The sequence below is a fragment of the Achromobacter sp. FW305-C-28 genome (assembly GCF_058783235.1).
In genome coordinates this window covers 74,457-98,011 of record NZ_JBYSYL010000003.1, presented here as the reverse complement: position 1 = coordinate 98,011, position 23,555 = coordinate 74,457, and the positions used below count along the sequence as shown (strand labels likewise).

Annotated in this window: 20 protein-coding genes; 14 read left to right on the top strand and 6 right to left on the bottom strand. The window is 68.7% G+C overall.

Annotated features, from left to right (window positions below; translation table 11 throughout):
• Window positions 1-13: 13 nt before the first annotated feature.
• Window positions 14-1,945, top strand: a complete 1,932-nt coding sequence (locus AC3WMR_RS09275) for an acyl-CoA synthetase (RefSeq protein ID WP_492266471.1) — start codon at window positions 14-16, stop codon at window positions 1,943-1,945.
• Window positions 1,946-1,985: 40 nt separating this feature from the next.
• On the top strand, window positions 1,986-2,972 hold the full coding sequence (locus tag AC3WMR_RS09270) for a tripartite tricarboxylate transporter substrate binding protein (protein ID WP_492266470.1): 987 nt from the start codon (window positions 1,986-1,988) through the stop codon (window positions 2,970-2,972).
• Window positions 2,973-3,075: 103 nt separating this feature from the next.
• Here AC3WMR_RS09270 and AC3WMR_RS09265 read toward each other — a convergent pair whose 3' ends face one another.
• On the bottom strand, window positions 3,076-4,125 hold the full coding sequence (locus tag AC3WMR_RS09265) for a D-cysteine desulfhydrase family protein (protein ID WP_492266469.1): 1,050 nt from the start codon (window positions 4,123-4,125) through the stop codon (window positions 3,076-3,078).
• 165 nt (window positions 4,126-4,290) lie between these two features.
• Window positions 4,291-5,202, bottom strand: a complete 912-nt coding sequence (locus tag AC3WMR_RS09260; protein WP_492266468.1) for a LysR family transcriptional regulator — start codon at window positions 5,200-5,202, stop codon at window positions 4,291-4,293.
• 132 nt (window positions 5,203-5,334) lie between these two features.
• Here AC3WMR_RS09260 and AC3WMR_RS09255 point away from each other — a divergent pair, with 132 nt between their 5' ends.
• The 4 genes from AC3WMR_RS09255 (at window position 5,335) to AC3WMR_RS09240 (ending at window position 9,171) form a co-directional block, all read left to right on the top strand.
• Entirely contained in the window at window positions 5,335-6,309 is a 975-nt protein-coding gene (locus tag AC3WMR_RS09255) for a tripartite tricarboxylate transporter substrate binding protein (protein WP_492266467.1), read from the top strand.
• 74 nt (window positions 6,310-6,383) lie between these two features.
• Window positions 6,384-7,790, top strand: a complete 1,407-nt coding sequence (locus AC3WMR_RS09250) for a dipeptidase (RefSeq protein WP_492266466.1) — start codon at window positions 6,384-6,386, stop codon at window positions 7,788-7,790.
• 139 nt (window positions 7,791-7,929) lie between these two features.
• Window positions 7,930-8,616, top strand: coding sequence for a GntR family transcriptional regulator (locus AC3WMR_RS09245; RefSeq protein WP_025137912.1), 687 nt, complete (start codon window positions 7,930-7,932; stop codon window positions 8,614-8,616).
• Window positions 8,617-8,724: 108 nt separating this feature from the next.
• Window positions 8,725-9,171, top strand: coding sequence for a universal stress protein (locus tag AC3WMR_RS09240; protein WP_492266465.1), 447 nt, complete (start codon window positions 8,725-8,727; stop codon window positions 9,169-9,171).
• A 4-nt stretch (window positions 9,172-9,175) separates the two neighbouring features.
• Here AC3WMR_RS09240 and AC3WMR_RS09235 read toward each other — a convergent pair whose 3' ends face one another.
• Entirely contained in the window at window positions 9,176-10,051 is an 876-nt protein-coding gene (locus AC3WMR_RS09235) for a LysR family transcriptional regulator (RefSeq protein ID WP_492266464.1), read from the bottom strand.
• Window positions 10,052-10,151: 100 nt separating this feature from the next.
• Between AC3WMR_RS09235 and AC3WMR_RS09230 the strand changes: the two genes are divergently transcribed.
• Entirely contained in the window at window positions 10,152-11,690 is a 1,539-nt protein-coding gene (locus AC3WMR_RS09230) for an MFS transporter (protein ID WP_492266463.1), read from the top strand.
• Here AC3WMR_RS09230 and AC3WMR_RS09225 read toward each other — a convergent pair.
• On the bottom strand, window positions 11,687-12,292 hold the full coding sequence (locus tag AC3WMR_RS09225; protein ID WP_492266462.1) for a TetR/AcrR family transcriptional regulator: 606 nt from the start codon (window positions 12,290-12,292) through the stop codon (window positions 11,687-11,689). The genes AC3WMR_RS09230 and AC3WMR_RS09225 overlap by 4 nt on opposite strands.
• 125 nt (window positions 12,293-12,417) lie before the next feature.
• Here AC3WMR_RS09225 and AC3WMR_RS09220 point away from each other — a divergent pair, with 125 nt between their 5' ends.
• Both AC3WMR_RS09220 and AC3WMR_RS09215 read left to right on the top strand, forming a co-directional pair.
• Window positions 12,418-14,676, top strand: coding sequence for a TonB-dependent receptor (locus AC3WMR_RS09220; protein ID WP_492266461.1), 2,259 nt, complete (start codon window positions 12,418-12,420; stop codon window positions 14,674-14,676).
• Between the two features lies 1 nt (window position 14,677).
• Window positions 14,678-15,901 (top strand): MFS transporter, encoded by a 1,224-nt coding sequence (locus AC3WMR_RS09215; RefSeq protein WP_492266460.1) that lies wholly within the window; start codon window positions 14,678-14,680, stop codon window positions 15,899-15,901.
• Here the strand turns inward: AC3WMR_RS09215 and AC3WMR_RS09210 are convergent.
• Window positions 15,871-17,163, bottom strand: coding sequence for a cystathionine gamma-synthase family protein (locus tag AC3WMR_RS09210; protein ID WP_492266459.1), 1,293 nt, complete (start codon window positions 17,161-17,163; stop codon window positions 15,871-15,873). The two genes, AC3WMR_RS09215 and AC3WMR_RS09210, sit on opposite strands and share 31 nt — an antisense overlap.
• 179 nt (window positions 17,164-17,342) lie before the next feature.
• Between AC3WMR_RS09210 and AC3WMR_RS09205 the strand changes: the two genes are divergently transcribed.
• From AC3WMR_RS09205 to AC3WMR_RS09185, 5 genes are all read left to right on the top strand, one after another.
• On the top strand, window positions 17,343-17,822 hold the full coding sequence (locus tag AC3WMR_RS09205; protein WP_492266458.1) for an Lrp/AsnC family transcriptional regulator: 480 nt from the start codon (window positions 17,343-17,345) through the stop codon (window positions 17,820-17,822).
• Window positions 17,823-17,941: 119 nt separating this feature from the next.
• Complete coding sequence (locus AC3WMR_RS09200; protein WP_492266457.1) at window positions 17,942-19,060, top strand: porin; 1,119 nt, start codon at window positions 17,942-17,944, stop codon at window positions 19,058-19,060.
• Window positions 19,057-19,770, top strand: a complete 714-nt coding sequence (locus AC3WMR_RS09195; protein WP_492266456.1) for an ABC transporter ATP-binding protein — start codon at window positions 19,057-19,059, stop codon at window positions 19,768-19,770. Before AC3WMR_RS09200 ends, AC3WMR_RS09195 begins: the two co-directional genes overlap by 4 nt.
• A 43-nt stretch (window positions 19,771-19,813) precedes the next feature.
• Window positions 19,814-20,743 (top strand): ABC transporter substrate-binding protein, encoded by a 930-nt coding sequence (locus tag AC3WMR_RS09190; RefSeq protein ID WP_492266455.1) that lies wholly within the window; start codon window positions 19,814-19,816, stop codon window positions 20,741-20,743.
• A 40-nt stretch (window positions 20,744-20,783) separates the two neighbouring features.
• Entirely contained in the window at window positions 20,784-22,433 is a 1,650-nt protein-coding gene (locus AC3WMR_RS09185) for an ABC transporter permease (protein ID WP_492266454.1), read from the top strand.
• Window positions 22,434-22,522: 89 nt separating this feature from the next.
• On the opposite strand, the gene AC3WMR_RS09180 is transcribed toward AC3WMR_RS09185, so the two are convergent.
• Entirely contained in the window at window positions 22,523-23,536 is a 1,014-nt protein-coding gene (locus AC3WMR_RS09180; RefSeq protein WP_492266453.1) for a diguanylate cyclase, read from the bottom strand.
• Between the last annotated feature and the right edge of the window lie 19 nt (window positions 23,537-23,555).

Here is a 23,555-nt window from a genome sequence, read left to right as displayed (position 1 = left end):
CAAGGATGCAACCATGACCCAGGCCTACGCTGCCCCGCCCATCGCCCGGCCCTTTTCGGCGCCGTTTCCGGTCAAGACCGCCGCCGACGTCGCACGCCTGGCGGCCCGGCCGCTGGCCGACACGCTGACGGTGCACAGCACCTACGAGATCTTTCGCAACTCGGCCGCGGCCTTTGGCGCGCGCACGGCGCTCACCTTCCTGCGCAGCGCCGACCCGGACGACACGCCCATCCACTGGAGCTACAACGAACTGCTGGCCGGCATCCACCAGACCGCCAACCTGCTGCACAGCCTGGGCGTCGGCCCGCGCGACGCCGTGGGCGTGCTGTTGCCCGGCTGCCTGGAATACCACCTGGCGCTGTGGGGCACCGAGGCCGCGGGCATCGTGCAGCCCCTGAACCCGCTGCTGACCGAAGACAAGCTGGCCGCGCTGTTGACCACCGCGGGGGCCAAGGTCCTGATCGCCTACGGCTCGGACGTCGAATGCGGCGCCTGGTCCAAGGCGCTGCGGCTGGTCGAACGCGTGCCGTCCCTGAAGACGCTGCTGCGCGTAGCGCCGCACGACGAAGCGCCCGACCAGCGGCCCGCCCTGCCGGACTTCGCGCAGGACTTCAACGCGGCGCGGGCCGGGCAGCCGATGGACCGCCTGGTCAGCGAACGCGTCATCCGCGCCGAGGACGTGGCTGCGTACTTCCACACGGGGGGCACCACTGGCGCGCCCAAGCTGGCCATCCACACCCACGCCAACCAGGTCTTCACCGCCTGGGCGGCCGTGCAGCTGCAAGGCGCCGGGCCGGGCGATGTGGTCATCAACGGCTATCCGCTGTTTCACGTGGCGGGGGTGCTGCCGGCGTCACTGGCCGCGCTGTCGGCCGGCGTGCAGACCATCATTCCCACCACGCTGCTGCTGCGCAACCGCGACGTGCTGCGCAACTATTGGCGACTGGTCGAGCGCCACCGAGCCACATCGCTGCAGGGCGTGCCCACCATCCTGGCGGCACTGGCCGACATTCCGCTGGCCGGGGCCGACATTTCCTCGCTGCGCTATTGCCGCACGGGCGCCGCGCCCTTGCCGGCCGAGCTGGCCGCGCGCTTCGAACGCCTGTTCGGGCTGCACGTAAACGAAAGCCTGGGCATGACCGAAATGGCCGGCATCACGTCCATCACGCCGCCCGGCGCGCGCTTTCCGGTCAATTGCGTGGGCTTTCCGCTACCTTATGTGCAGGTGCGCGTGGCCAGCCTGGACACGCCCGCCGGCCAGCCGGCACGCGACCTGCCGCCGGGGCAGCCGGGCATGCTGCTGTTCAAGTCGCCCAACGTCATTCCGGGCTTTCTCGACCCCGAGGACACCGCGCGCGCCTTTACCGACGACGGCTGGCTGATCAGCGGCGACGTCGGCGTGCTGGACGCCGAGGGCCGCCTGCACCTGCAAGGCCGCGCCAAGGACCTGATCATCCGCAGCGGCCACAACATCGACCCCAAGACCATCGAAGACGCGCTGGCCACGCACCCCGCGGTGCACATCTGCGCCGCCGTCGGCGCACCCGACCCGTACGCCGGGGAACTGCCCATTGCCTTCGTCACGCTGGCCGAGGGCGCGACCGTGTCCGAAGCCGACCTGGTGGCCTATGCCGCCGCCCATGTCGACGAAGGCCCTGCGCGGCCCAAGCGGGTCATCGTGCTGGAACACATGCCCATGACCAACGTGGGCAAGATCTACAAGCCCGATCTGCGCCGCCTGGCCACGGCGGTGTCGGTGCAGGCGGTGGTCGAGCGTGTGCTGCAAAGCGCCGGCCTGCCGCCGGACAGTGCTGTCTTGCGCGTCCTGGCCGACGCGCAACCTGACGTCGCCGTAGAAGTCGACGCAACCGCCCCCGCGCCGCTGAAGGAGCAGCTGCGCGAGGCGTTGGCCCGTTTGCCGGTCAAGGTCGCCGTGCACGGCTGACGACTGGCACCCCCACAAAAAACACTGGAGACAACCCATCATGGTCCACCAACCCCTGCGCCGCACCTGCCTGGGCGCCCTGCTGCTGGCGCTGGGCGGCGCCCTGCTCGCCCCCGCCGCGTCGGCGCAAAGCGCCTTTCCCACCAAGCCGATCACCGTGATCGTGCCGTTCCCGGCCGGCGGGTCCACCGACCGCCACCTGCGCATCGTGGCGCAGGACGCGTCCAAGTACCTGGGCCAGACGGTCATCATCGAAAACCGCCCCGGCGCCGGTGGCACGCTGGGCCCGGCCACCATGTCGCGCACCGCCAAGCCCGACGGCTACACGGTCGCGCTGTACACGCTGGCCATGCTGCGCATGCCCTACATGCAGAAGACCACCTGGGACCCGATCAACGACTTCACCTTCATCATCGGGCTGTCGGGCTACACCTTTGGCGTCACGGTGCGCGCCGATTCGCCGTTCAAGACCTTCAACGAATACATCGAGGCCGCGCGCAAGAACCCGGGCAGCGTCGACTACGGCTCGACCGGCGTGGGGTCATCGCCCCACCTGTTGATGGAAGAGGTCGCCCTCAATGCCAAGGTCAAGCTGAACCACGTGCCCTACAAGGGCAACGCCGACATGCAGCAGGCGCTGCTGGGCGGCCACGTCATGGCGCAGAGCGACGGCACCGGCTGGGACCAGTTCGTGGACTCGGGCAAGATGCGCCTGTTGGTCACCTTCGGCGAAAAGCGCACCACCCGCTGGCCCGACGTGCCGACCGCGCTGGAGCTGGGCTACAAGGTCAGTTCCACGTCGCCCTATGGCCTGGCCGGCCCCAAGGGCATGGACCCGGCGGTGGTCAAGGTGCTGCACGACGCCTTCAAGAAGGCCTTGCTCGATCCGGCCAGCCTGGACGTGATGAAGCAGCTGAACCAAGAAGCCGTCTACCGCGACAGCGCCGACTACAAAGCCTGGGCGCAGGCCACCTACACCAAGGAAAAGGGCCTGATCGAGTACCTGGGGCTGATGGCGAAGGATTGATCCCGCCGCGCGCCGGGCGGCTTCGGCCCGGCGTGCGAGGGGGGCAAAGGCGGCGGGATCAAGGGCGGGGCTTGGCGTGCAGCCTGGCCCCGCCTTGTGCTTTTCAGAAGGCGCTTTTGTACGCGTACAGGCCCGGGGCGCCGCCCGTCATCACGAACAGTACGGCGGAATCGGGCGCGTGGTGGCCGGCGCGCACGTCGGCCAACAGGCCCGCGAAAGCCTTGCCGGAATAGACCGGGTCCAGCAGCAGTCCTTCGCTGCGCGCCAGCAGTTGCACCGCCTCGACCATGGCCGGGGTGGGCACGCCGTAGCCCGGGCCGCGCTGGCTGCCGTCCACCACGATATCGGCCGGCGCCAGGGCTTCTGGCGCCGCTTGTTCTGCATCCGGCCCGGCCTGCAGCAGCGGCAGGGTGGCCGCCGTGAGATCCAGCGTCTTGGCGTGGGCTACCGCCTGCTCGGCCAGCGTGGTGAACGATTGCACCGTGGTCGCCGGCTTGCCCGCCGAGATCATGCCCGCGGCCAGCCCGGCATGCGTGCCGGCGCTGCCGTTGGCCACCACCACGCGGGTGAATTCCACGCCGGATTCGCGCGACTGCGCCAGGATTTCCAGCGCGCAGGCCGCGTAGCCCAACGCACCGGTCGGCGTGGACCCGCCCAGCGGCGCCAGGTAGACGCGGCGGCCGGCCAGTTCCAGCGTGCGCACGCGCTCCAGCGCCGCGGCCATGGCGTCGGCGCCGGCCGGCAGGTCATGCACCACCGCGCCCAGCAGGCGGTTCAGCAACATGTTGCCGTTTTCTTCGTAGTCGACATCGCTGCGCGGCACCACCCGGCCCAGCACCAGCTCGCAGGCCAGGCCGGCGCGGGCGGCGGCCGCCGCCGTCAGGCGTGCGTGGTTCGATTGCAGGCCGCCCACGGTCACGACCGTGTCGGCCCCCATGCCGCGCGCCTCGCCCAGCAGGAATTCCAGCTTGCGCAGCTTGTTGCCGCCGCCGCCCAGCGACATGTGATCGTCGCGCTTGACGTACAGGCGCACGCCGCCCGCCGCCGCGCCCAGGGCCGCTTCCAGGCCGGCCAGGCGCTGGATCGGCGTGGGGCCGTCCAGCAAGGCATAACGGGGAAAGCGCTGCAGAGCAGCCGCAAGATCAATGGCCATGGAGGAATTCCGAAAAGCAAGGATGAAGGCGGGTCGGGGGCTAGGGTGGCATCCATGCAAAGCACGCCGACAGACCCCAGCAGGATACGCCAAGACCGCGACGCGATTCATCACGCCTGTCACGGTGATTGTGAAGCGGCCGGCACGAATCGCGGTCCCGCCGCATCAGGACGGGGGCAATTCCCCTGCCGCCAGGCCGATCTGGTCAAAACAGATTCCGCGTGCGATGCGGGTGGCGGGGCTTTCGCTGCGGCCGCGCAACGTGACGAAGGCGAAGTGCGCGGCGATGTCGAAATCGGCCGGTGGCGGCACGCGCGCCAGCGCACCGTCCGCGATCTGCGCGGCCGCCGACGCCAGCACGCCCAGGAATACGGCATCCGACTGCGTGGCAATATCCAGCAGGCAGGCGATGTCTTCGCTTTCCCGGTGCAGCGCAAAGCCATCCGGCCTGGCCGCGGCGACGCGCCGCGCGATCTCGGGCGACAGGCCGGTGGACATCACCGGATACGCCAGCACCTGCGGCAGCGACGGCCGCGCGCCCTTGAGCAGCGGATGGCCGGGCCGGCAGACAAAGCCCGAGGCCAGCGCCGGCATGGGCGCCACGTCCAGGTCGGCGTCGTTGTCCAGCGTGCGCACATGCACCACTAGCGCATCCAGCGTGCGCTCGCGCAGGCTGACCAGCAGCGAATCGGTGGGTCCGCGCGACAGCTTGACCCGCAGCGCGGGGTGGGCGTGCAGCATGCGCCGCATCAGCGGCACGCTGAGCAAGGCGCTGGGCGCGGCGCCCAGCCCCAACGCCACCGAGCCGGTCTGGCCTTGCGCCAGCATCTCGGCTTCGCGGCGAATCTCATGCACTTCGGCCAGCACGCGCCGGGCGCGCTGCGCCACCTGCCGACCCAGCGGCGTGGCCTCGTTGCGCTTGCCGATGCGGTCTACCAGCGGCGCGCCCAGCTCGGCTTCCAGCAACTGGATGCTGCGGCTGAAGGCCGGCTGCGACAGGTGCAGCGCTTCGGCCGCGCGGGTGAAAGAGCCGGTTTCCAGCAGCGCCACCAGGTGGGCCAGTTGCGACAGGTTCATGAGCGGATCGCCTCGTCAGGGGGCAAATAACCATGCATAAAACGCATTGTAATCAGCCAATCAATCGATTGGACAGATGAAATGCAGGCTTCTAGCATTCTGGAAAACACAACGACACACCAAGGGACCTTCATGAAAAAGCTGCTGTTTTCCGCTGTTGCCATCCTGGCCGCGCTGGGTGCGGGCGCTGCCTGGGCCGACGAATACCCCGCCCGCCCCGTCTCGCTGATGGTGCCCTACCCGGCCGGCGCGGCCAGCGACATCACCGCCCGCGCGCTGCAAGGCCCGATGGCCCAAGCGCTGGGCGGCCAGGTCATTGTCGAAAACCTGGGCGGGGCCAACGGCGCGCTGGGCGCCAACCGCGTGCTGAGCGCGCGGGCCGACGGCTATTACCTGTTCCAGGGGTCGCCCAACGAACTGATCCTGGCCGGGCTGACCAACAAGTCCGTCAGCTACAAGCCGGATGCGTTTCGGATGATCGCGCCGGTGGCGACCTCGCCCTACGTGGTGGTGACCCGCGCCGACCTGGGCGCGGCCAACGTCGACGAACTGGTGGCCATGGCGCGCCAGCGCAGCGTGCCGCTGACGTACGGATCGGGCGGCGCCGGGTCGATGATCCACCTCATCACCGAAGCGCTGTCGCGCCGCACCGGCATTGCGCTGACACACATTCCGTACCGTGGCGGCGCGCCGCTGATCACCGACATGGCCGGCGGCCAGATCGACTTTGCCATCATGCCGTACCAGGCCAACTATGACGACCTGCGGCGCGAGGGCCGCCTGAAAATCATCGGCACGCTGAACCGCGAACGCCTGGCGGCGCTGCCAGACGTGCCCAGCGTGCAGGAAAGCGCCAGCCTGAAAGACTTCAACTACACCATCTGGACCGCCTACCTGGTCAAGCAGGGCACGCCCGACGCGGTGGCGCAGAAGCTGCATGCCGCCGTCACCGCGTCGCTGGCCGACCCCGCGGCCCGCAAGACGTTGCTGGCCCAGGGCAAGATCCTGTTCGATCCGCAGACCTTGGCCGACAGCGCCGCCTTCTATGCCGAACAGACCGCCGCCCTGACCGAACTGGTGCGCGCCAGCGGTTTCACGGCGGACTGAGCCCCCGGCTGTTCCGCTTCCTGGCCCCCGCGCGGCCGCCGCCGGGGCCTGCATTCCGACTCATGGAGTTCCGCATGTCCGACACCCTGATCCAGCCCGTGCTGGCCCGTCTTGAAGAGCGCCAGCCGCTGATAGAACATTGGCTCAAGGCCTTCCTGCGCATTCCCAGCGTCAGCGCCGATCCGGCCTTTGCGCCGGGCATGGCCCAGGCGCGCGACTTCCTGTGCGAACGCCTGCGCCGCGAAGGCCTGGCCAATGTGCAGTTGCTGGACGGCGGCGGCGAAGCGGCCGTCTACGGCGAATGGTTGGGCGCGCCCGGCAAGCCCACGCTGCTGATCTACGGCCATTACGACGTGCAGCCGGCCGACCCGCTGGACCTGTGGCGCACGCCGCCCTTCGAACCCACCGAGATCGACGGCCGGCTGTATGCCCGCGGCACGTCCGACGTCAAAGGCTCGACCACGGTGGCGCTGGAAGTGGTGTTCGCCTACCTGGCCACGCTGCGCAGCTGCCCGGTCAACATCAAGGTCTTCCTGGAAGGCGAAGAAGAAACGGGCAGCCCCACCCTGCGCACGCTGATCCAGCGCCATGGGCCGCTGCTGGCCGCCGACGCGGTGCTGTCGGCCGACGGCGGCCGCGCCAGCGCCGAGGTGCCCACCATCAACACCGGCGCGCGCGGCAACGCGGCGCTGGAAATCCGCCTGCGCACGGCCGACAAGGACCTGCATTCGGGCCGCTACGGCGGCGGCGTGCGCAACGCGCTGCACGAGATGGCGGCCCTGCTGGCCACGCTGCACACGCCGGACGGCCGCGTGGCGGTGGCCGGCTTTGACGACGACGCCACGCCGCCCACGCCGCGCCAGCGCCAGGACACCGCCGCCTTTCCCTACGACGAAGCCGCCTTCTTCACCGACGTGGGCGCGGCCAGCCACGGCGAACCCGGCTACAGCCCGCGCGAACGCATCACGCTGCGCCCCGCGCTGGACGTAAATGGCATGTGGGGCGGCTACACCGGCGCGGGCACCAAGACCATCATCCCGTGCGAGGCCGCGGCCAAGCTGACGGTGCGCGTGGTGCAGGGCCAGGACCCCGCCCGTGTCATCCGCGCCGTGCTGGCCCACCTGCAAGCCGCCTGCCCGCCCGGCTGCGTGCTGGACGTGACCGCGCTGACCGACGGCTCGCCCGCGTCGACCCTGGCACCCGGGCATCCGCTGGTGCAGGCGGCCAGCGACGTCTTGCGCGCCAGCGCCGGCCAGGAACCGATCCACGTGCGGTTGGGCGCCAGCGTGCCCATCACGTCGGTGTTCAAGGAAACGCTGGGCATCGACACGCTGATGTTCGGCTTCAACCTGCCGGACGAAGACGTGCATGCGCCCAACGAGTTTTTCCGGCTGGGTTCGATCCGCGAAGGGGTGCAGGCCTGGACGCGGCTGCTGGATGCCTTGAGCCGCTATACGCCGGCGGCATTCAGGGAAGGTTGAGGGCAGGCATGGCCGTCAGGCGCAGCCACCAGCCCTCGCGCACAAGTTTGGTATGCAATAAATGTTGCCTTTCCTGTACGCGTTTTTGCTAGACTGACTGCCCTGCGTTCTCCCCTGTCGGCCGTTGTCGCCGCGCCCAATGACCGAGCAAGCCCTTCCCGACCCCAGTGCCGACGATATCGCCCGCGCCATCGCGGCCGCCATCGTGGCCCACCGCCTGCCCCCGGGCACCCGATTGCGTGAAGAGGCCCTGGCGCGGGTCTACAAGGTCAGCCGCACCAAGATCCGCGCGGCGCTGTTGATGCTGTCCAAGGACAAGCTGATCAACATCGTGCCCGACAAGGGCGCCTTCGTCAGCAAGCCCGACGCCAACGAGGCGCGCGAGGTCTACGCCGTGCGCCGCATCCTGGAAGCCGCGTTGGCGCGCGAATTCGTGGCTCGCGCCACCGCTGCCGACTACCGCCGCATCGACGCCCACCTGGCCGAGGAACGCGCGGCCGTGGAAGGCGGCGACGTGCAGGCGCGCAACCGCCTGCTGGGCGATTTCCACATCCTGCTGGCCGAAACCGTGGGCAATTCGGTGCTGACCGGCATGCTGCGCGAACTGTCGGCGCGCAGCGCCGTCATCACCGTGCTGTACCAAAGCTCGCACGACGCCAGCTGCTCGTCGCGCGAACACCATGCCTTCATCGAGGCCGCCCGCGCGGGCGACACCGAACGCGCCTGCGCACTGATGGACGAACATCTGGAACACGTGCAGACCGCCCTGGACTTCAACGAAGACGACCGCGCCGGCGGCGACCTGGTGACCGCCCTGCTCAGCTGAGGTGCGCCGGGTTTGATCCCGCGCAAACCGCGCCGCGCGCCTGCCCGATACAGTGTTACGTAGACGGCCGCCATTCGCGGGGGCCGCGGCACAAGCACGGGAGACACCATGTACAAGCACATCCTCATCCCCACGGACGGTTCGGCCCTGTCCACCGAAGGCGTCGTCAACGCCCTGAACCTGGCCCGCGCGCTGGGCGCCCAGGTCACCATCCTGACCGTCGAAGAGCCCTTTCACGTGTTTGCCATGGGCGCGGCCCAGGTGGCCCACAACCTGAACGAATACCAGGACCAGATCCGCGCCCAGGCCGAACGCCTGCTGAGCGCGGCGGCGTCCCAGGCGCGCGAAGCCGGCGTGCCGTGCGAAACGCTGCGCGCCACGCATGAAGACCCGTACCAGGCCATCATCGACGCCGCCCGCGAGCGCCACTGTGACCTGATCGCCATGGCCTCGCACGGCCGCCGCGGCATGGCCGCCGTGGTGCTGGGCAGCCAGACGCAGAAGGTGCTGGCGCATTCCACGACGCCGGTGCTGGTCTACCGCAAGAAGGCGTGAGTCGTCACGCTCCGGTTCGCAGCAACTGCCCCATTCTTTCCTGCAGCCACCGTTCGGTCGGGCTGGGGCTGCGGCCCTGCAACCATAGCGTGCGCACCGACAGCGGCGGCAGGGACAGCCCCGCGCACGGCACGCTGACCAGATCGTTGCGATAGCCCTCGTATTCGGCGATGTTCAGCGGCAGGATCGCCCAGCCCAGGCCGTCGGCCGCCATGGCGGCAATGCTGTAGAAGCTGTCCGAGCGCCAGGCCGACGGACTCATCACCACGTCCTGCACGCCGTCCATCTGCATCACCAGCTGGCGATGCCGCGCCAGGTCGTTGCGCGTGACTTCGGGCAGCGCGGCCAGCGCATGCCCGCGCGCCACGAAGATGCCCTGCCCCACGTCGCCCAGATAGAGATGCGCGAACGCCGCCCCCGGATCGCCGCGGTCGAAATGAAACGCCACGCTGGCGCGGCCCTGCTGCACGTAGTCGGCCACTTCGGTGGCCGTGCCGTTCAACTGGGTCAGTTCCAGCGCCGGAAAGCGGGCCGACACTTCCTTGACCAGCTCGCCCAGCACTAGGTAGGGCAAGGCTTCGTCCAGCGCCACGCACAGACGTGCATCCTGGCCAGCGGCAAACGACAGCGCACGTTGTTCCAGCCCCGCCGCCTGGCGCAGCAGTTCGCGCGCCTCTTGCAGCAGCACGTCGCCTGCCTGCGTCAACGTGGCATTGCGGTGCGAGCGGTCGAACAGTTCCACCCCCAGGTCGGCCTCCAGCAAGCCCAATGACGTGCTGACGGCCGATTGCGCGCGGCCCAATTGCCGAGCCGCCGCCGAAAACGAGCCCGCGTCGGCCGCCGCCACGAAATGCCGCAGCTGATCCAGCGTCCAGTTCATGGTTCCCCCTGCCCCCACAATCCATCTATTTTATAGATGCAATCAAACTTTTTATAGAAATTATGTAGATAGATAATGGCGCTCTTACAGGAGTACCCCTATGACGCAGCGGAACCTTACCCACGCTGTCGCCCCAGCCGCCCCCGGCCGCTGGCTCGTGCTGGCCATCGTGTCCAGCGCCCTGTTGCTGATCGTGGTGGACATGACGGTGCTGTACACCGCCTTGCCCCGCCTCACGCACGAACTGGGCGTGACGGCCTCGTCCAAGCTCTGGATCGTCAACATCTACGCGCTGGTGGTTTCCGGCCTGCTGCTGGGCATGGGCACGCTGGGCGACCGCCTGGGCCACAAACGCCTGTTCATGATGGGCCTGGTGGTGTTCGGCGCGGCCTCGCTGGCCGCGGCCTATTCGCCCAACCCGGGCGCCCTGATCGCCGCGCGCGCCGTGCTGGCCATCGGCGCGGCCATGATGATGCCGGCCACGCTGTCCATCCTGCGCCTGACCTTCACCGACGAACGCGAGCGCGCCGTCGCCATCGGCGTGTGGGCCTCGGTGGCCTCGGGCGGCGCGGCGCTGGGTCCGGTCATCGGCGGCGTCCTGCTGGAACATTTCTGGTGGGGCTCGGTGTTTCTCATCAACCTGCCCATCGTGCTGCTGGCGCTGCCGCTGGCGCGCCGCTACATCCCGGCCAGCCGCCCCGACCGCCAGCGCCCCTGGGACCTGATCGGTTCGCTGCAGGTCATGGCGGGCCTGATCCTGACTGCGTACGCCCTGAAGGAACTGGGCCGCGCCCAGCCGTCCTGGCTGCATGCCGGGCTGGCCTGCGCGGGCGGCGCCGCCATGCTGGCCGTGTTCGTGCGGCGCCAGCGCGCGCGACCCTATCCGCTGATCGACTTCGCCATTTTCCGCAACCCCGGCTTCAGCTCGGCGGTGGCGTCGGCGCTGTTCGCTGCGGCGGCCCTGCTGGGCATGGAACTGGTCTTCAGCCAGCGCCTGCAACTGGTGCTGGGCATGTCGCCGATCCAGGCCGCGCTGTACATCCTGCCCTTGCCGCTGGCCGCTTTCATTGCCGGGCCGCTGGCGGGCTGGCTTCTGTCGCGCGTCAGCGGCGCGCGGCTGCTGTTCGTGTCGCTGCTGGTGTCGGGCCTGGGCATGGGCGGCTACCTGTTCAGCTACGACGGCGCGCTGGCCGCGCAGATGGCCAGCCTGTGCGTGCTGGGCGTGGGCATCGGCGCCACCATGACGGCCGCGTCCAGCACCATCATGCAAAGCGCCACGCCGGAGCGCGCCGGCATGGCCGCGTCCATCGAAGAAGTCTCGTACGAGCTGGGCGGCGCGCTGGGCGTGACGCTGATGGGCTCGATCCTGTCGGGCGTCTATGCCCACACGCTGGATGTGCCGGCGGGGCTGCCGGCCGCCGGCGCGGGCGCCGCGCGCGACAGCCTGGACGAAGCCCTGATCGTGGCCGATGGCCTGTCGGCCGACCTGGGCGCCTCGCTGGCGCACCTGGCGCGCACGGCCTTCGATGCCGGCTACGCCGTGGTCATCGCCACGGCCACCGTGATGCTGCTGGGCACCGCCGTGCTGGTGCTGCTCAACCGGCTGCGCGGCGGCCCGAAGGCACGCCACCCAGCCTAGCGCACCGGTGTCACCAGGCTCAGCACATAGTCCAGGAATTGCGTCTCGCCCGGCATCGCGCCGCCGCCCGCCGCGATGGCGTCGGCCACTTCGATCTGGCTGTGCAGCCAGTATTGGATCAGCGCCCCGGTGGTGATCATCGCCTGCCCCGCCGGGATGTCGCCGCGCACGAAGCCGGCCTTCTGCGCGGCGGCGAATACCGGCACGAACAGCCGGTTCAGCCTTTCCGAGCGCGCCCGCCGCTCGGCTTCCTGCGCCCCCATCACCCGCCACAGCTGAAAGCGCAGTGCCGCCGGGTGGGTCTTCCAATACGTCAGGTAGCTGCCCACCATGTCGGGCACCGTACGGGCGGTGACGGCCTGGCGCGTGATCGGCTCGATCGCGGCCAGGAAATCTTCGGTAATGCACTCGCCCACCTTGGACCACAGGGTTTCCTTGTCCTTGAAGTGGTGGTGAATCAGCCCCGGCGACACCTTGGCTTCTTGCGCGATCAACCGCATGGTCGAGCCATCGAAGCCCAGCCGCGCGAACAGCGTCAACGCGGATTCCAGGATCACATCGCGGGCATCGGGCGTCGTGAATTGCGGGCGCAGCTCGGTCATGCAGGCAGTCCTGTCGGGGAAAGAAAGGCTCATGTTACGGGGACGGGACGCATTGATCAATTGACTGACCAAACGTTTAGTCAATAGAATTGCGACAAATTCTCATTAACCTGTTGGAGTCCGTCGTGCCCTCGTTCCCCGCGCAGCCGCGCCCCCTCTTCTCTCCCGCGCTGCTGGCGTTGTCGCTGGCGCTGACATCCGTATTCGCACGCGCCGAGCCGTCTGCGGGGCAACCCGTGGCGCAGGACGCACCGGCCCCGGGCGGCGTTACATCGCCTGACGCCGCCTCGCCCGACGCGGGATGGCCCGCCCCCCCCACCGAACTTGCTCCCGTCACCGTCACCGCCCGCCGTCGCGACGAAAACGCGCAGAACGTGCCCATCAGCATGACCGTCCTGAGCGGCGACTCACTGCGCGCCGACGCCGCCCCGCAGGCCGGCAACGCGGGCCTGGCGCGGTCGGCGCCCAACCTGTCGTTCACCGATACCGGCGGCCAGAATGCCAACGTCTTCAGTATCCGCGGCGTCGGCTCGTTCGCGCCACTGTCGCCCGACGACACCTCGGTCGTCATGTACGCCAATGACGTGCCGCGCTCGGTCTATGGCGCGCCGCCCACGCTGCTGGACGTGAACCGGGTGGAAGTGCTGCGCGGCCCGCAAGGCACGCTGTTCGGCCGCAACACCCAGGGCGGCGCCATCAACGTCATCGCCAATCAACCCGTGTTCGACCGCGAATACACGGTGCGCGGCGAGATCGGCACGCACGGCCACCGCCTGGGCGAACTGATCGCCAACGACGCCCTGTCCGACACCGTGGCCGCGCGGCTGGCGCTGCGCTACACCACCGTGGACGGCACCGTGTCCAACCTGGCCTCGGGCGGCAAGGACGGCTGGGCCGACGTGGGCGCAGCCCGCGCCACGGTGTTGTGGACGCCCGGCGCCAATACGGTCGTAACCTTCACCGGTTCGTACGATCAGCAGAAAGCCGCCTCGCCGCGCTTTGTGTGGGCGCAGAACCCCCACTACCCGCAAACCGCCACCGACCCCGAAAACAAGATCGACTGGAAAGACGCCAGCGGCAGCGTCAAGGTCGAACACGGGTTCGACGATTTCACCTTCACCTCGCTGACCAGCTACCTGGATTCGCGTTCGCGCCAGGCCTTCGACCTGACCGACGGCCTGATCTATGCGGCAATGACGGGCCGGCCCGCGTCGGTGTTCAACGTGCCCTACGCGGACTATGCCGACATCCGCTTCCAGGAACAGAGCTGGCAGCAGGAATTCCGCCTGAGTTCGCCAGACGCCAGCGCGCTGGGCTGGACGGTGGGCGCCAACTATTTCCAGTCGCGCTTTCGCAACGACACGCGCGCCAACGCTTCGCCCGCCGCGTTCAATTTCCAGACGCAGAACGGCACCCACGCCAATCGCATCCAGACCGACAGCGCCTCGCTCTTCGGCGAAGCCAGTGTGCCGCTCACGCAGCGCCTCAAAGCGCTGGCCGGCCTGCGCTACACCCATGAAGAGAAAGACGCCCGCTATCATTTCAGCGGCAATGGCAACAAGGCGGTCGTGGCCGATTTCCGCCAGCACAGCACGCTGTCCGACGATTTCGTCACCGGCCGCGCGGGGTTGTCGTATGACTGGACCGATGCACTCATGACGTACGCCACCGTGTCGCGCGGGTACGTCTCGGGCGGTTTTGCCGGCGTGTCGGTCAACACCCCGACCGGCAAGCCCGAAACACCTTTTGCCGCATCGACCAGCTGGACCTACGAGCTGGGCTTCAAGTCGCAATGGCTGGATAGGCGCGTGGACGTGAACGGCTCGGTCTTCCTGAACGAGGTCAGGAACGGCCACCTGATCGTCTTCAACCCTTCCGCCCTGCTGTTCACGCCCGCCTCGCTGGACTACCGCAGCAAAGGCGCCGAACTGGAATTTGCGGCCCGCGTGCATCCCCATGTGAAGCTGATCGGCGGCTTGGGTTACACGCATGCCGAACTGGTGTCGGTGCCGGCCAACAGCGGCACGGGCGCGCAGTCGGGCAACCGCGTGCCCAACGTGCCCCGACTGACGGCCAACCTGGGCGTGCAAGTCGAAGCGCCCGCCCAGCCGCTGGGCCTGCCCGGCCAGTTCAGCGGCCAGGTGGTGTGGCAGCGGGTCGGCGCGCGCGCGGCCGACGTCAAGGAAAGCTTCACCCTGCCCGCCTACGACGTGGTCAACCTGCGCGCGGGCTGGCGCAATGGGCCGCTGGAACTCTATGGCTTCGTCTACAACCTGTTCGACAAGCAATACGTGGTGGCCGGCCAGAGCTGGGGGCCCACCGTCAGTTCCGTGAGGCTGGGCCAGGAACGCCTGGCCGGCGTGGGCATGAGCTGGAAGTTCTGACATGCGTGGCCTGTCTCATCCCCCCCTGTCGACCGCCCCGTGGCCACGCTTGACCGCCATCGCCTTGCTGTACGTGTCGCTGGGCGCGGTGCTGGGCTTCGTGCAAGGCGGCATCGGCCCGATCTTGCGCAGCAAGGGCGTGGCGCTGGCATCGATGGCGCCGGTGTTCGCGCTGTACCTGCCGTTTGGCGTGACGTTTCTGTGGGCGCCGCTGGTGGACCGCTGGCGCCTGCCGTGGCTGGGCCGGCGCAGCGGCTGGATCGTCGCGGCGCAAGGCGTGGCCGTGTTGCTGGTAGTCGTCATCGCGCTGGGCGCCGCGCTGCCGCTGCCAGCGTTGTTCGCGTTGGGGCTGGCCACCACGGTGGCGGTCGCCACCATGGACGTGGCGCTGGACGCCTGGACGGTCGACCACATGCCCGAAGCGTGGCGCGGCGCGGCCTCGGCCGCCAAGGTCGGCGGGCTGTCGCTGGGCGCGGTGCTGGGCGGCGGCGTGCTGGTGGCGCTGTTCGCGCAGCTGGGGTGGGAAGGCGTGTTCCTGCTGCTGGCCGCGGTGATGGCCGTGGCGACGCTGCCTGCCTGGCGGCTGGCCGAGCTTGCGGCGCCTGCGCAGTCGCCCACAGAGTCACCCAATCAATCGCCCGTGCGGCCCGGCCTGCTGGCCGCCTTGCGCCAGCCCGCCATGGCCGGGCGACTGGTCCGCATCAGCCTGGTGACCTGCGCGCTGATGGCGCTGTTCAACATGAACCGGCTGATGCTGGTGGACCTGGGCGTGCCGCTGGCGCGCATCGGCTGGGTGCTGGGCACGGCCGCGCCGCTGGCCAACCTGGCCGTGGCGCTGGCCACGCCCGCGTTGCTGCGCGGCATGCCCGCGCGCGCCCTGTTGTGGGTCTTCCTGGCGGGGGCATTGGCAAGCGTGGCGGCCATTCTGTGGGCGCTGCACGGCCACGATGCCGGCCTGGCCATCGCGGCATCGGTGCTGGCGGGCGCCTGCGTCAGCGGCCTGTACATCGTAATGGGCGGCCTGATCCTGGGCTGGGCCGCGGGCGGCCAGGCCGCCACCGACTACGCGCTGCTATATGGCCTGGGCCGCTTCATCGGCACGCTGGCGCTGCTGGGCATGCCGGCGTTGATCGCGCACGCCGGCTGGCCCGCGTTCTACGCGGCGGCCGCCATCGCCGCCGCGCTGGCCGTCGGCTACTTCATGGCGGCGGTGCGGAAGGCCTGATCCATGTCGGCGATCAGGTCTTCTTCGTGCTCCAGGCCGATCGAAATGCGGATCAGGCCTTCGGACACGCCGGCCGCATCGCGCTCGGCGGCCGGCACGCCCGAATGCGTGGTGGACGCGGGATGGCACACCAGCGACTCGGTGCCGCCCAGGCTGACGGCCGACTTGAACAAGCGCAGCGCGTTGATGAAGCGAAACGCCTTGGGCCGCCCGCCGTCCAGCACGAACGCAAAGGTCGAACCCGGGCCGGTGCACTGGCGCTTGTAGACGGCCTGGTAAGCGTCGTCTGCGATCATTTCCGGATGGAATATCTGCACCTTTTCATGCGGATTGCCCGCCAGCCACTGCGCCACCTTGGTGGCGCTGCGCGCGGCCTGCTTCATGCGCAGCACCACGGTTTCCATCGAGCGCGTGATCATCCAGCACGAATGCGGGTCCAGTTGCGACCCGAAAGCACTGCGGATGGCGCGCACTTTCTTGATCAGGGCTTTCGAGCCCGTGACGGCCCCGGCCACCAGGTCGCTGTGGCCGCCCACGTACTTGGTCAGCGAATACACGCACAGGTCCACGCCATGCTCGGCCGGCTTCTGGAAGATGGGGCCCAGCAGCGTGTTGTCGCACACCGAGATCGGGCGGTAGCCGTGACGCGACGCAAACGCGTCCAGCTCGGCCGTCATGGCCTGGAAGTCGATCAGCGCGTTGGTCGGGTTGGCCGGCGTTTCCACGTAGAACAGGCGCACCGGGCCCTTGGCCGCGGCGGCTTCCAGCGCGTCGCGCATGCTTTGCGCCGACAGGCCGTCATGGATCGGATGCGAGCCGATGCCCCATTCCGGAAAGATCTTGGCGATCAGCGTTTCGGTGCCGCCATACAGCGGCACGGACTGCACCAGCTGGTCGCCGGGGCGCAGGAAAGCCAGGAACACCGCGCTGATCGCCGACATGCCGCTGGACGTCACCGCGGCGTCTTCCGAGCCGTCCAGCAATGACAGGCGGTCTTCGACGATTTCCAGGTTGGGATGGTTGAAGCGGCTGTACACCAGCCCGGCCGATTCACCCTGCGGCAAGGGCTTGCGGCCCGACACCAGGTCGAAGAACTCGGCGCCGTCTTCGGCCGACCGGAACGCGAAGGTCGACGTGAGGAACACCGGCGGCTTGACCGCGCCTTCGGACAGGAAGGGATCGAAGCCGTACGACATCATCTGCGTTTCCGCGTGCAGCGGACGGCCGAAGATGTCTTTCTTGTGATAACTGGAATAACTCATGGTGTGCCTCTCTTTGGGGAAATTGCGGCCTACCTGGCGGGCGCAATGCGCGTTCGGACACGATAGCGCCGCCCGCCAGGCGATGCAGCGAGTATGGGCCGCCCCGGCCACAATTTTCTTTCCATTTCTACTGCCGAAATCGGATAATGGGAAATATCGTTTCTCATAGCAACAGAACCATGAAAGACACTGCCTTGTTACATCAACTTGACGCGATCGATTGGAAAATCATGAAAATCCTTCAAGACGATGGCCGCCTGTCCAACGCCGAGCTGGCCGAACGCGTGTCGCTGTCCGCCTCGCCCTGCTGGAAGCGCTTGAAGCGCCTGGAGACGTCCGGCGTCATCCGCGGCTACCAGGCCATCCTGGACCGCCGCGCGCTCGGCATGGGGGTGGTGGCCTTCGTCAACATCTCGCTGGAAAACCATACCGAGAAAACCTGCCACGCCTTCGAGGCCTCGGTCGCCGCCATGCCCGAAGTGCTGGCCTGCCACAACACCACCGGCCAGCACGACTACCTGCTGCACATCGTGGCGCGCGACTTCGACGCCTATTCCGAATTCGTGCGCAACCGCCTGCGCACGCTGCCCGGCGTGAAGGAACTGCTCAGCACGCTGTCGATGCACGAGGTCAAGTCCTCGACCAAGCTGCATCTGTAGCGCGCACCGCGCCTTGCCCCAGGCACCCGAAAACCACAACCGCCAGGAGTGTCATGAAGCTGTAGCGACAGAAAAATAGAGTGTCGATTCCGATTGAATCCCAAAGAGGACTTCCTGTTATGAAATCGACGCTCCGCATTGCGGCGGCTGGCGCCTGCCTGTCCGTCTTCGCTCTCTCCCCCGCCCTCTCGGCGGCGGCCACCGCCACCTCGGTCCAGCTGTACGGCTTGATCGACACCGGCCTGCAATACATCAACAACGGCCCGGGCGGCAACAGCAAGACCGGCCTGTCCACGGGCAATCTCAGCGGTTCGCGCTGGGGCCTGCGCGGCACCGAAGACCTGGGCGATGGCCTGTCCACCGTGTTCGTGCTGGAAAACGGCTTTGATTCCGACAACGGCACCACCATGCAGGGCGGACGCCTGTTCGGCCGCCAGGCCTACGTGGGCCTGGCCAGCAAGGACTGGGGCCGCCTGACGCTGGGCCGCCACAACACGCTGATGATCGAATGGATGAGCAAGTACAACCCGTTCGACAACGCCAACTTCTCGATCAAGCGCCCTGACGCGGCGTTCTCCGACCGCACCGACAACGCGGTGATGTACGTCGGCAAGTTCGGCCCCGTCTCGGTCGGCGGCTACTACAGCTTCGGCTGGAACAACGAACAATCGTTCGACGACAAGACGCTGGGCCGCATGATCGGCGGCGGCGTGCGCTATCAGTCCGGCGGCCTGGACGCCGGCCTGCTGTACCACTCCAAGAACGCCGACAAGCCGGCCAAGGGCGCCAACAGCGACAACCGCGAAGACCGCATCGTGGCCGGCGTGTCGTACGACTTCGACGGCTTCAAGCTGTACGGCGGCTACCGCTGGCTGGAACAGAAGCTGACGCAGCGCAACTACAAGAACAACCTGACCTGGCTGGGTTTCACCTACCTGCCGGTGCAGAACAACCGCCTGTCGTTCACCGTGTATCACCTGGACGATGCCGTGTGCGACGACATGAACAACGCCGTCTGCCCCGCCGCCCAAGCCGCGGGCACCGGCCAGAAGTCGACCCTGTTCGTGCTGGGCAACGAATACGACCTGTCCAAGCGCACCACGGTTTACGCGGTGGCGGCCTACGCGGTCAACGACGACAAGTCGTCGCAGAGCGTCATCGGCGGCAAGTACGGCGCCAACGTCGAGCCGGGCAAGAACCAGTTCGGCCTGAACCTTGGCCTGCGGCACCGGTTTTGAGCGCGCTTGATCCCACCGCGGGCGGCACGGCAATCGCCGTGCGCGGCCTGCGGCACGCCTTCAACGGCCACACCGTGCTGGACGGCGTCGACCTGGACGTGCCCGCGGGCACCGTCCTGGCGCTGCTCGGCCCGTCGGGCTGCGGCAAGAGCACCCTGCTCAAGGCCCTGGCGGGCTTGCTGCGGCCGCAGTCCGGCCGCATCGAGTTCGGCGGCGCCGCCGTCTGCGACGAGCGGCGCCACGAGCCGCCGGAACGCCGCGGCCTGGGCATGGTGTTCCAGGACTACGCCCTGTGGCCGCACCTGAGCGTGGCGCAGAACGTCGCCTTTCCGCTGGAAATGCGCGGCGTGCCGCGGCGCGAGCGGCCGGCCCGGGTGCAGGAGGCCCTGGCCCTGGTCGGCCTGCACGAGCACGCCACGCGCCGCCCGTCGGATCTGTCCGGCGGCCAGCAGCAGCGCGTCGCGCTGGCCCGCGCCATCGTGGCGCGACCGCGCGTGCTGCTGTTCGACGAGCCGCTGTCCAACCTGGACCGGGCCCTGCGCGAATCGCTCTGCGTCGAGATCGGCGCGCTGCTGCGCCGACTTGGCACCACCGCCGTCTATGTCACCCACGACCACGAGGAAGCCCATGCCCTGGCGCACACGATCGCCCGCATGGCGCACGGCCGCATCGCCGACCTTGTCATGTCCAAACCCCAGGACTCTGCCTAAAATGCCCCACGCACCCCTTTCAAAACTCCTCGCTACGTTCTTTATGACGCTTTCGTTCGGATTGGCCTCGGGCCAGGCCAAGGCGCTTACCGTTTACACCGCGGGCCCCGGCGGCCTGATCAAGCAATTGGCCGCGGGCTTCCAGGAAAAGACCGGCATCAAGGTCGACGTGTTCCAGGCCACCACCGGCAAGGTGATGGCGCGCCTGGAAGCCGAGGCCGCGAACCCGCGCGCCGACGTGCTGATCTCGGCCTCGTGGGACACCGCGCAAGACCTGGACCAACGCGGCTGGCTGCTCGCCTATGAAAGCCCCAATGCCGCCCAGGTGCCGGCGCGCTTCAAGACCCCGACCTACGTCGCGCAGGGCATTTCCGCGCTGGGCATCGTCTGGAATTCGCGCAGCGGCACGCCCGAACCGCGCGACTGGTCCGACCTGACCGGCCCGCAGTTCAAGCGGGCCGTCACCACGCCCGACCCGGCGCTGTCCGGCGCCTCGCTGGACCTGCTGCTGGGCCTGCAAAGCGCCCAGGGCGAAGCCGCCTGGAAGCTCTTTGAAACGCTGCGCGACAACGGCATGACGATCTCGGGCCCCAACGCCCAGGCGCTGACGCCGGTGCTGCAAGGCGCCAAGGCGGCGGTGTTCGGCGCGGTCGACTACGTGTCGTACGCCAGCGTCGAAAAGGGTGAATCCATCAAGGTCATCTTCCCGTCCAGCGGCACCGCCATCGCGCCGCGCCCGATGATGATCCTGAAGACCACCAAGGCACCCGACGACGCCCGCAAGTTCATCGACTACGTGTTGTCCGAAGACGGCCAGCGCGCCGTCGCCGACGCCTGGCTGATGCCTGCGCGCCAGGACGTGGCCGGCAAACGGCCCCTGTTCAAGGACCTGGCGCTGCTGCCCGAGACCGCCCCCGGCGCCCATCGCGCCGAGGTGCTGGCCCGGTTCGCCCGCCTGTTCGGCCAACACTGACAGGCCGGGATGCCGGCCCGCCCGGCATCCCCATCCCACCATGAAAAGCGTCTTCATCCTGGCGGCCATTACCCTGGCCGCCCTGGGCGTGCTCGTCGCCCTGCCGATGGCCTTTGTCGCGCTGCAGGCCATCTTTCCGCACCTTGCCGAAGGGTCGCTGCGCAACCCCTTCGGCGCCTGGGCCGCGACCCTGGCGACCCCGGCCGCGCTGACCCTGGTCGGCGGCACCCTCAAGCTGGGCCTGGGCGTGGCGGCCGTCAGCGCCGCGATCGGCATTCCGCTGGGCGCCTTGCGTGGCCTGTTCCAGGTGCCGCTGGCGCGGGGGTGGGACCTGCTGTTCCTGGTGCCCTTTTTGCTGCCGCCCTACATCGCCGCGCTGTCCTGGACCATGGCGCTGCAACCGCGCGGCTACCTGGAACAACTGGTCGGTTTCAACCTGGGCCCACTGCTGTTTTCCCCGGCGGGCGTGACGCTGGCCATGGGGCTGGCGATCTTCCCGGTGGTGTACTTCGCCGTGTCGCGCAGCATGGCCGCCACCGGCGCGCGGCTGGCGGACGTGGCGCGCGTGTTCGGCGCCGGACCCTGGCGCGCGTTCCTGCGCGTCACCCTGCCGCTGGCGCTGCCGGCCATCGCGGCCAGCCTGTTGCTGGCCTTCACGCTGGCCATCGAGGAATACGGCGTGCCCGCCGCGCTGGGTTCGCAGGCCGGCGTCAACGTCATGACGACCGCCATCGAGCGACGCCTGGCGGACTGGCCCATCGACCTGCCCGGCGCCGCGCTGCTGTCGATGGTGCTGGTGGCGCTGGCGTTGACCGCCTACGCGGTGCAGCGTGCGCTGGTAGCCGGACGCGGCTTCGAAACCACCACCGGCAAGCCCGCCCCTTTGGCGCGCGGCCAACTCGGCGCGTGGCGCTGGCCGGTGCTGGGCCTGTTTGCCGCCGTCGCGCTGGTGGCCGTCGCAGCGCCCCTGGCCTCGATGCTGGCCGCCGCCTTGACGCGTCACGTCTCGGCAGGCCTGTCGCCGGCCAACCTGACCCTGGCCAATTTCGCGGCCTTGTTCCAGACCGGCGGCGAAGCCTGGCAGGCGCTGTCCACCAGCCTCTTCTTGGCCAGCGGCACGGCGCTGGCGGCCGGCGCCGTGGGATTGCTTGCCGCGTGGTGCGTGGCGGGCCGGCACGTGCCGGGCGCCGCCGTCATCGATGCGCTGGCGCTGTTGCCCGCGGCCCTGCCCGGCGTGGTGGTGGGCGTGGGGTTGATCCTGGCCTGGAACCAGCCGTTCTGGCCCGCGTCGCCCTACGGCACCTGGGGCATCCTGCTGCTGTCGTACACCTGCCTGCTGCTGCCCTACCCCGTGCGCTACGTCAGCGCGGCCCTGTCGCAGATCGGCGCCAACCTCGAAGCGGCCGCGCGGGTGCACGGCGCCAGCGCCGCGGCGGCGCTGCGCCGCATCGTGCTGCCGCTGGTGCTGCCAGGCCTGGCCGCGTCGATGCTGATGGTGTTTGCCGTGGCCTCGCGCGAACTGGTCACCTCGCTGCTGCTGGCGCCGGCCGGCGTGCAGACGGTGTCGATCTTCGTCTGGCGGCAGTTCGAACAGGGGTCGGTGGGCGAAGGCATGGCCATGGCCGCGGTGGCCGTGGCGGTCAGCCTGACGCTGATGCTGGCGGCCACGCTGATCCGGCGTCGGCAATAGGGCCGGCCTGAAGCGCCGCGGGGCCGTGCCTGGTTCACAGGCACGGCCCCGCGCGCAGGCCCCGCACAATGCCGGGGCCGTTTGCTGTATTACATCTGCCCCTGCACCACCCGGTTGCGGCCCTGGCGCTTGGCCTGGTACAGCCCGCGGTCGGCCACCTGGATCAGGTCGGTGCAAGGCTGGTCGGCCACCGGCACGGCGGTGGCGGTGCCCACGCTGACGGTCAGCCACGGGCCGCCGCCGGCATCCTTCTGCGGAATCTGCATCGCTTCCACCGCGCGGCGCAGCTTTTCGGCGGCCAGTCGGGCGCTGCCCGCCGGCGTACCCGGCAGCACCAGCGCGAATTCCTCGCCGCCAAAACGCGCCGCCAGGTCGGTGGACCGGTCGCAGCTGGCGAAGATGGTGTTGGCCACGCGTTTCAGGGCCTCGTCGCCGGCAATGTGGCCATAGGTGTCGTTGTAGGACTTGAAGTGGTCCACGTCGATCATCAGCATGCTGATCTCGCGGCCATCGCGACGCGCGCGCATCCATTCTGCGTTGAGGTATTCGTCGAAATAGCGGCGGTTACCCAGGCCCGTCAGGCCGTCGGAATTGGTCAGGCGGCGCAGTTCCATATTGCTTTCCAGCAACTGCTGCTGGCTCTGGCGCAGGGCCTGGTAGGCCTCGTCGCGCTGCACCATCGCCAGGTACGAGCGCGAGTGGTAGCGGATGCGGGCCACCAGTTCGATCGAATCGGGCAGCTTGACCAGGTAGTCGTTGGCGCCGGCCGCAAACGCCGCGCTCTTGATGGCCGGGTCTTCCTTGGTGGACAGCACGATGATGGGAATGTCGCGCGTCACCGGATGGCCGCGGTATTCCTGCACCAGGCTCAGGCCGTCCACGCCCGGCAGCACCAGGTCCTGCAGGATCACGGTGGGCCGCGTCTGAATGGCGACGGTCAGGGCCTTGTAGGGGTCCGAACAATAGTGGAAGTCAATGTTGCCCTCCGTGGCCAGGGCCCTGCGGATGGCCTCGCCGACCATTACCTGGTCGTCGACCAGCAATACCATGGCCGCATGCGAATTCAGGTCCGCCGACGCCGGGCTGTCAATGGGAGGGTGCATAGTGTCTTTCCTTGATTTC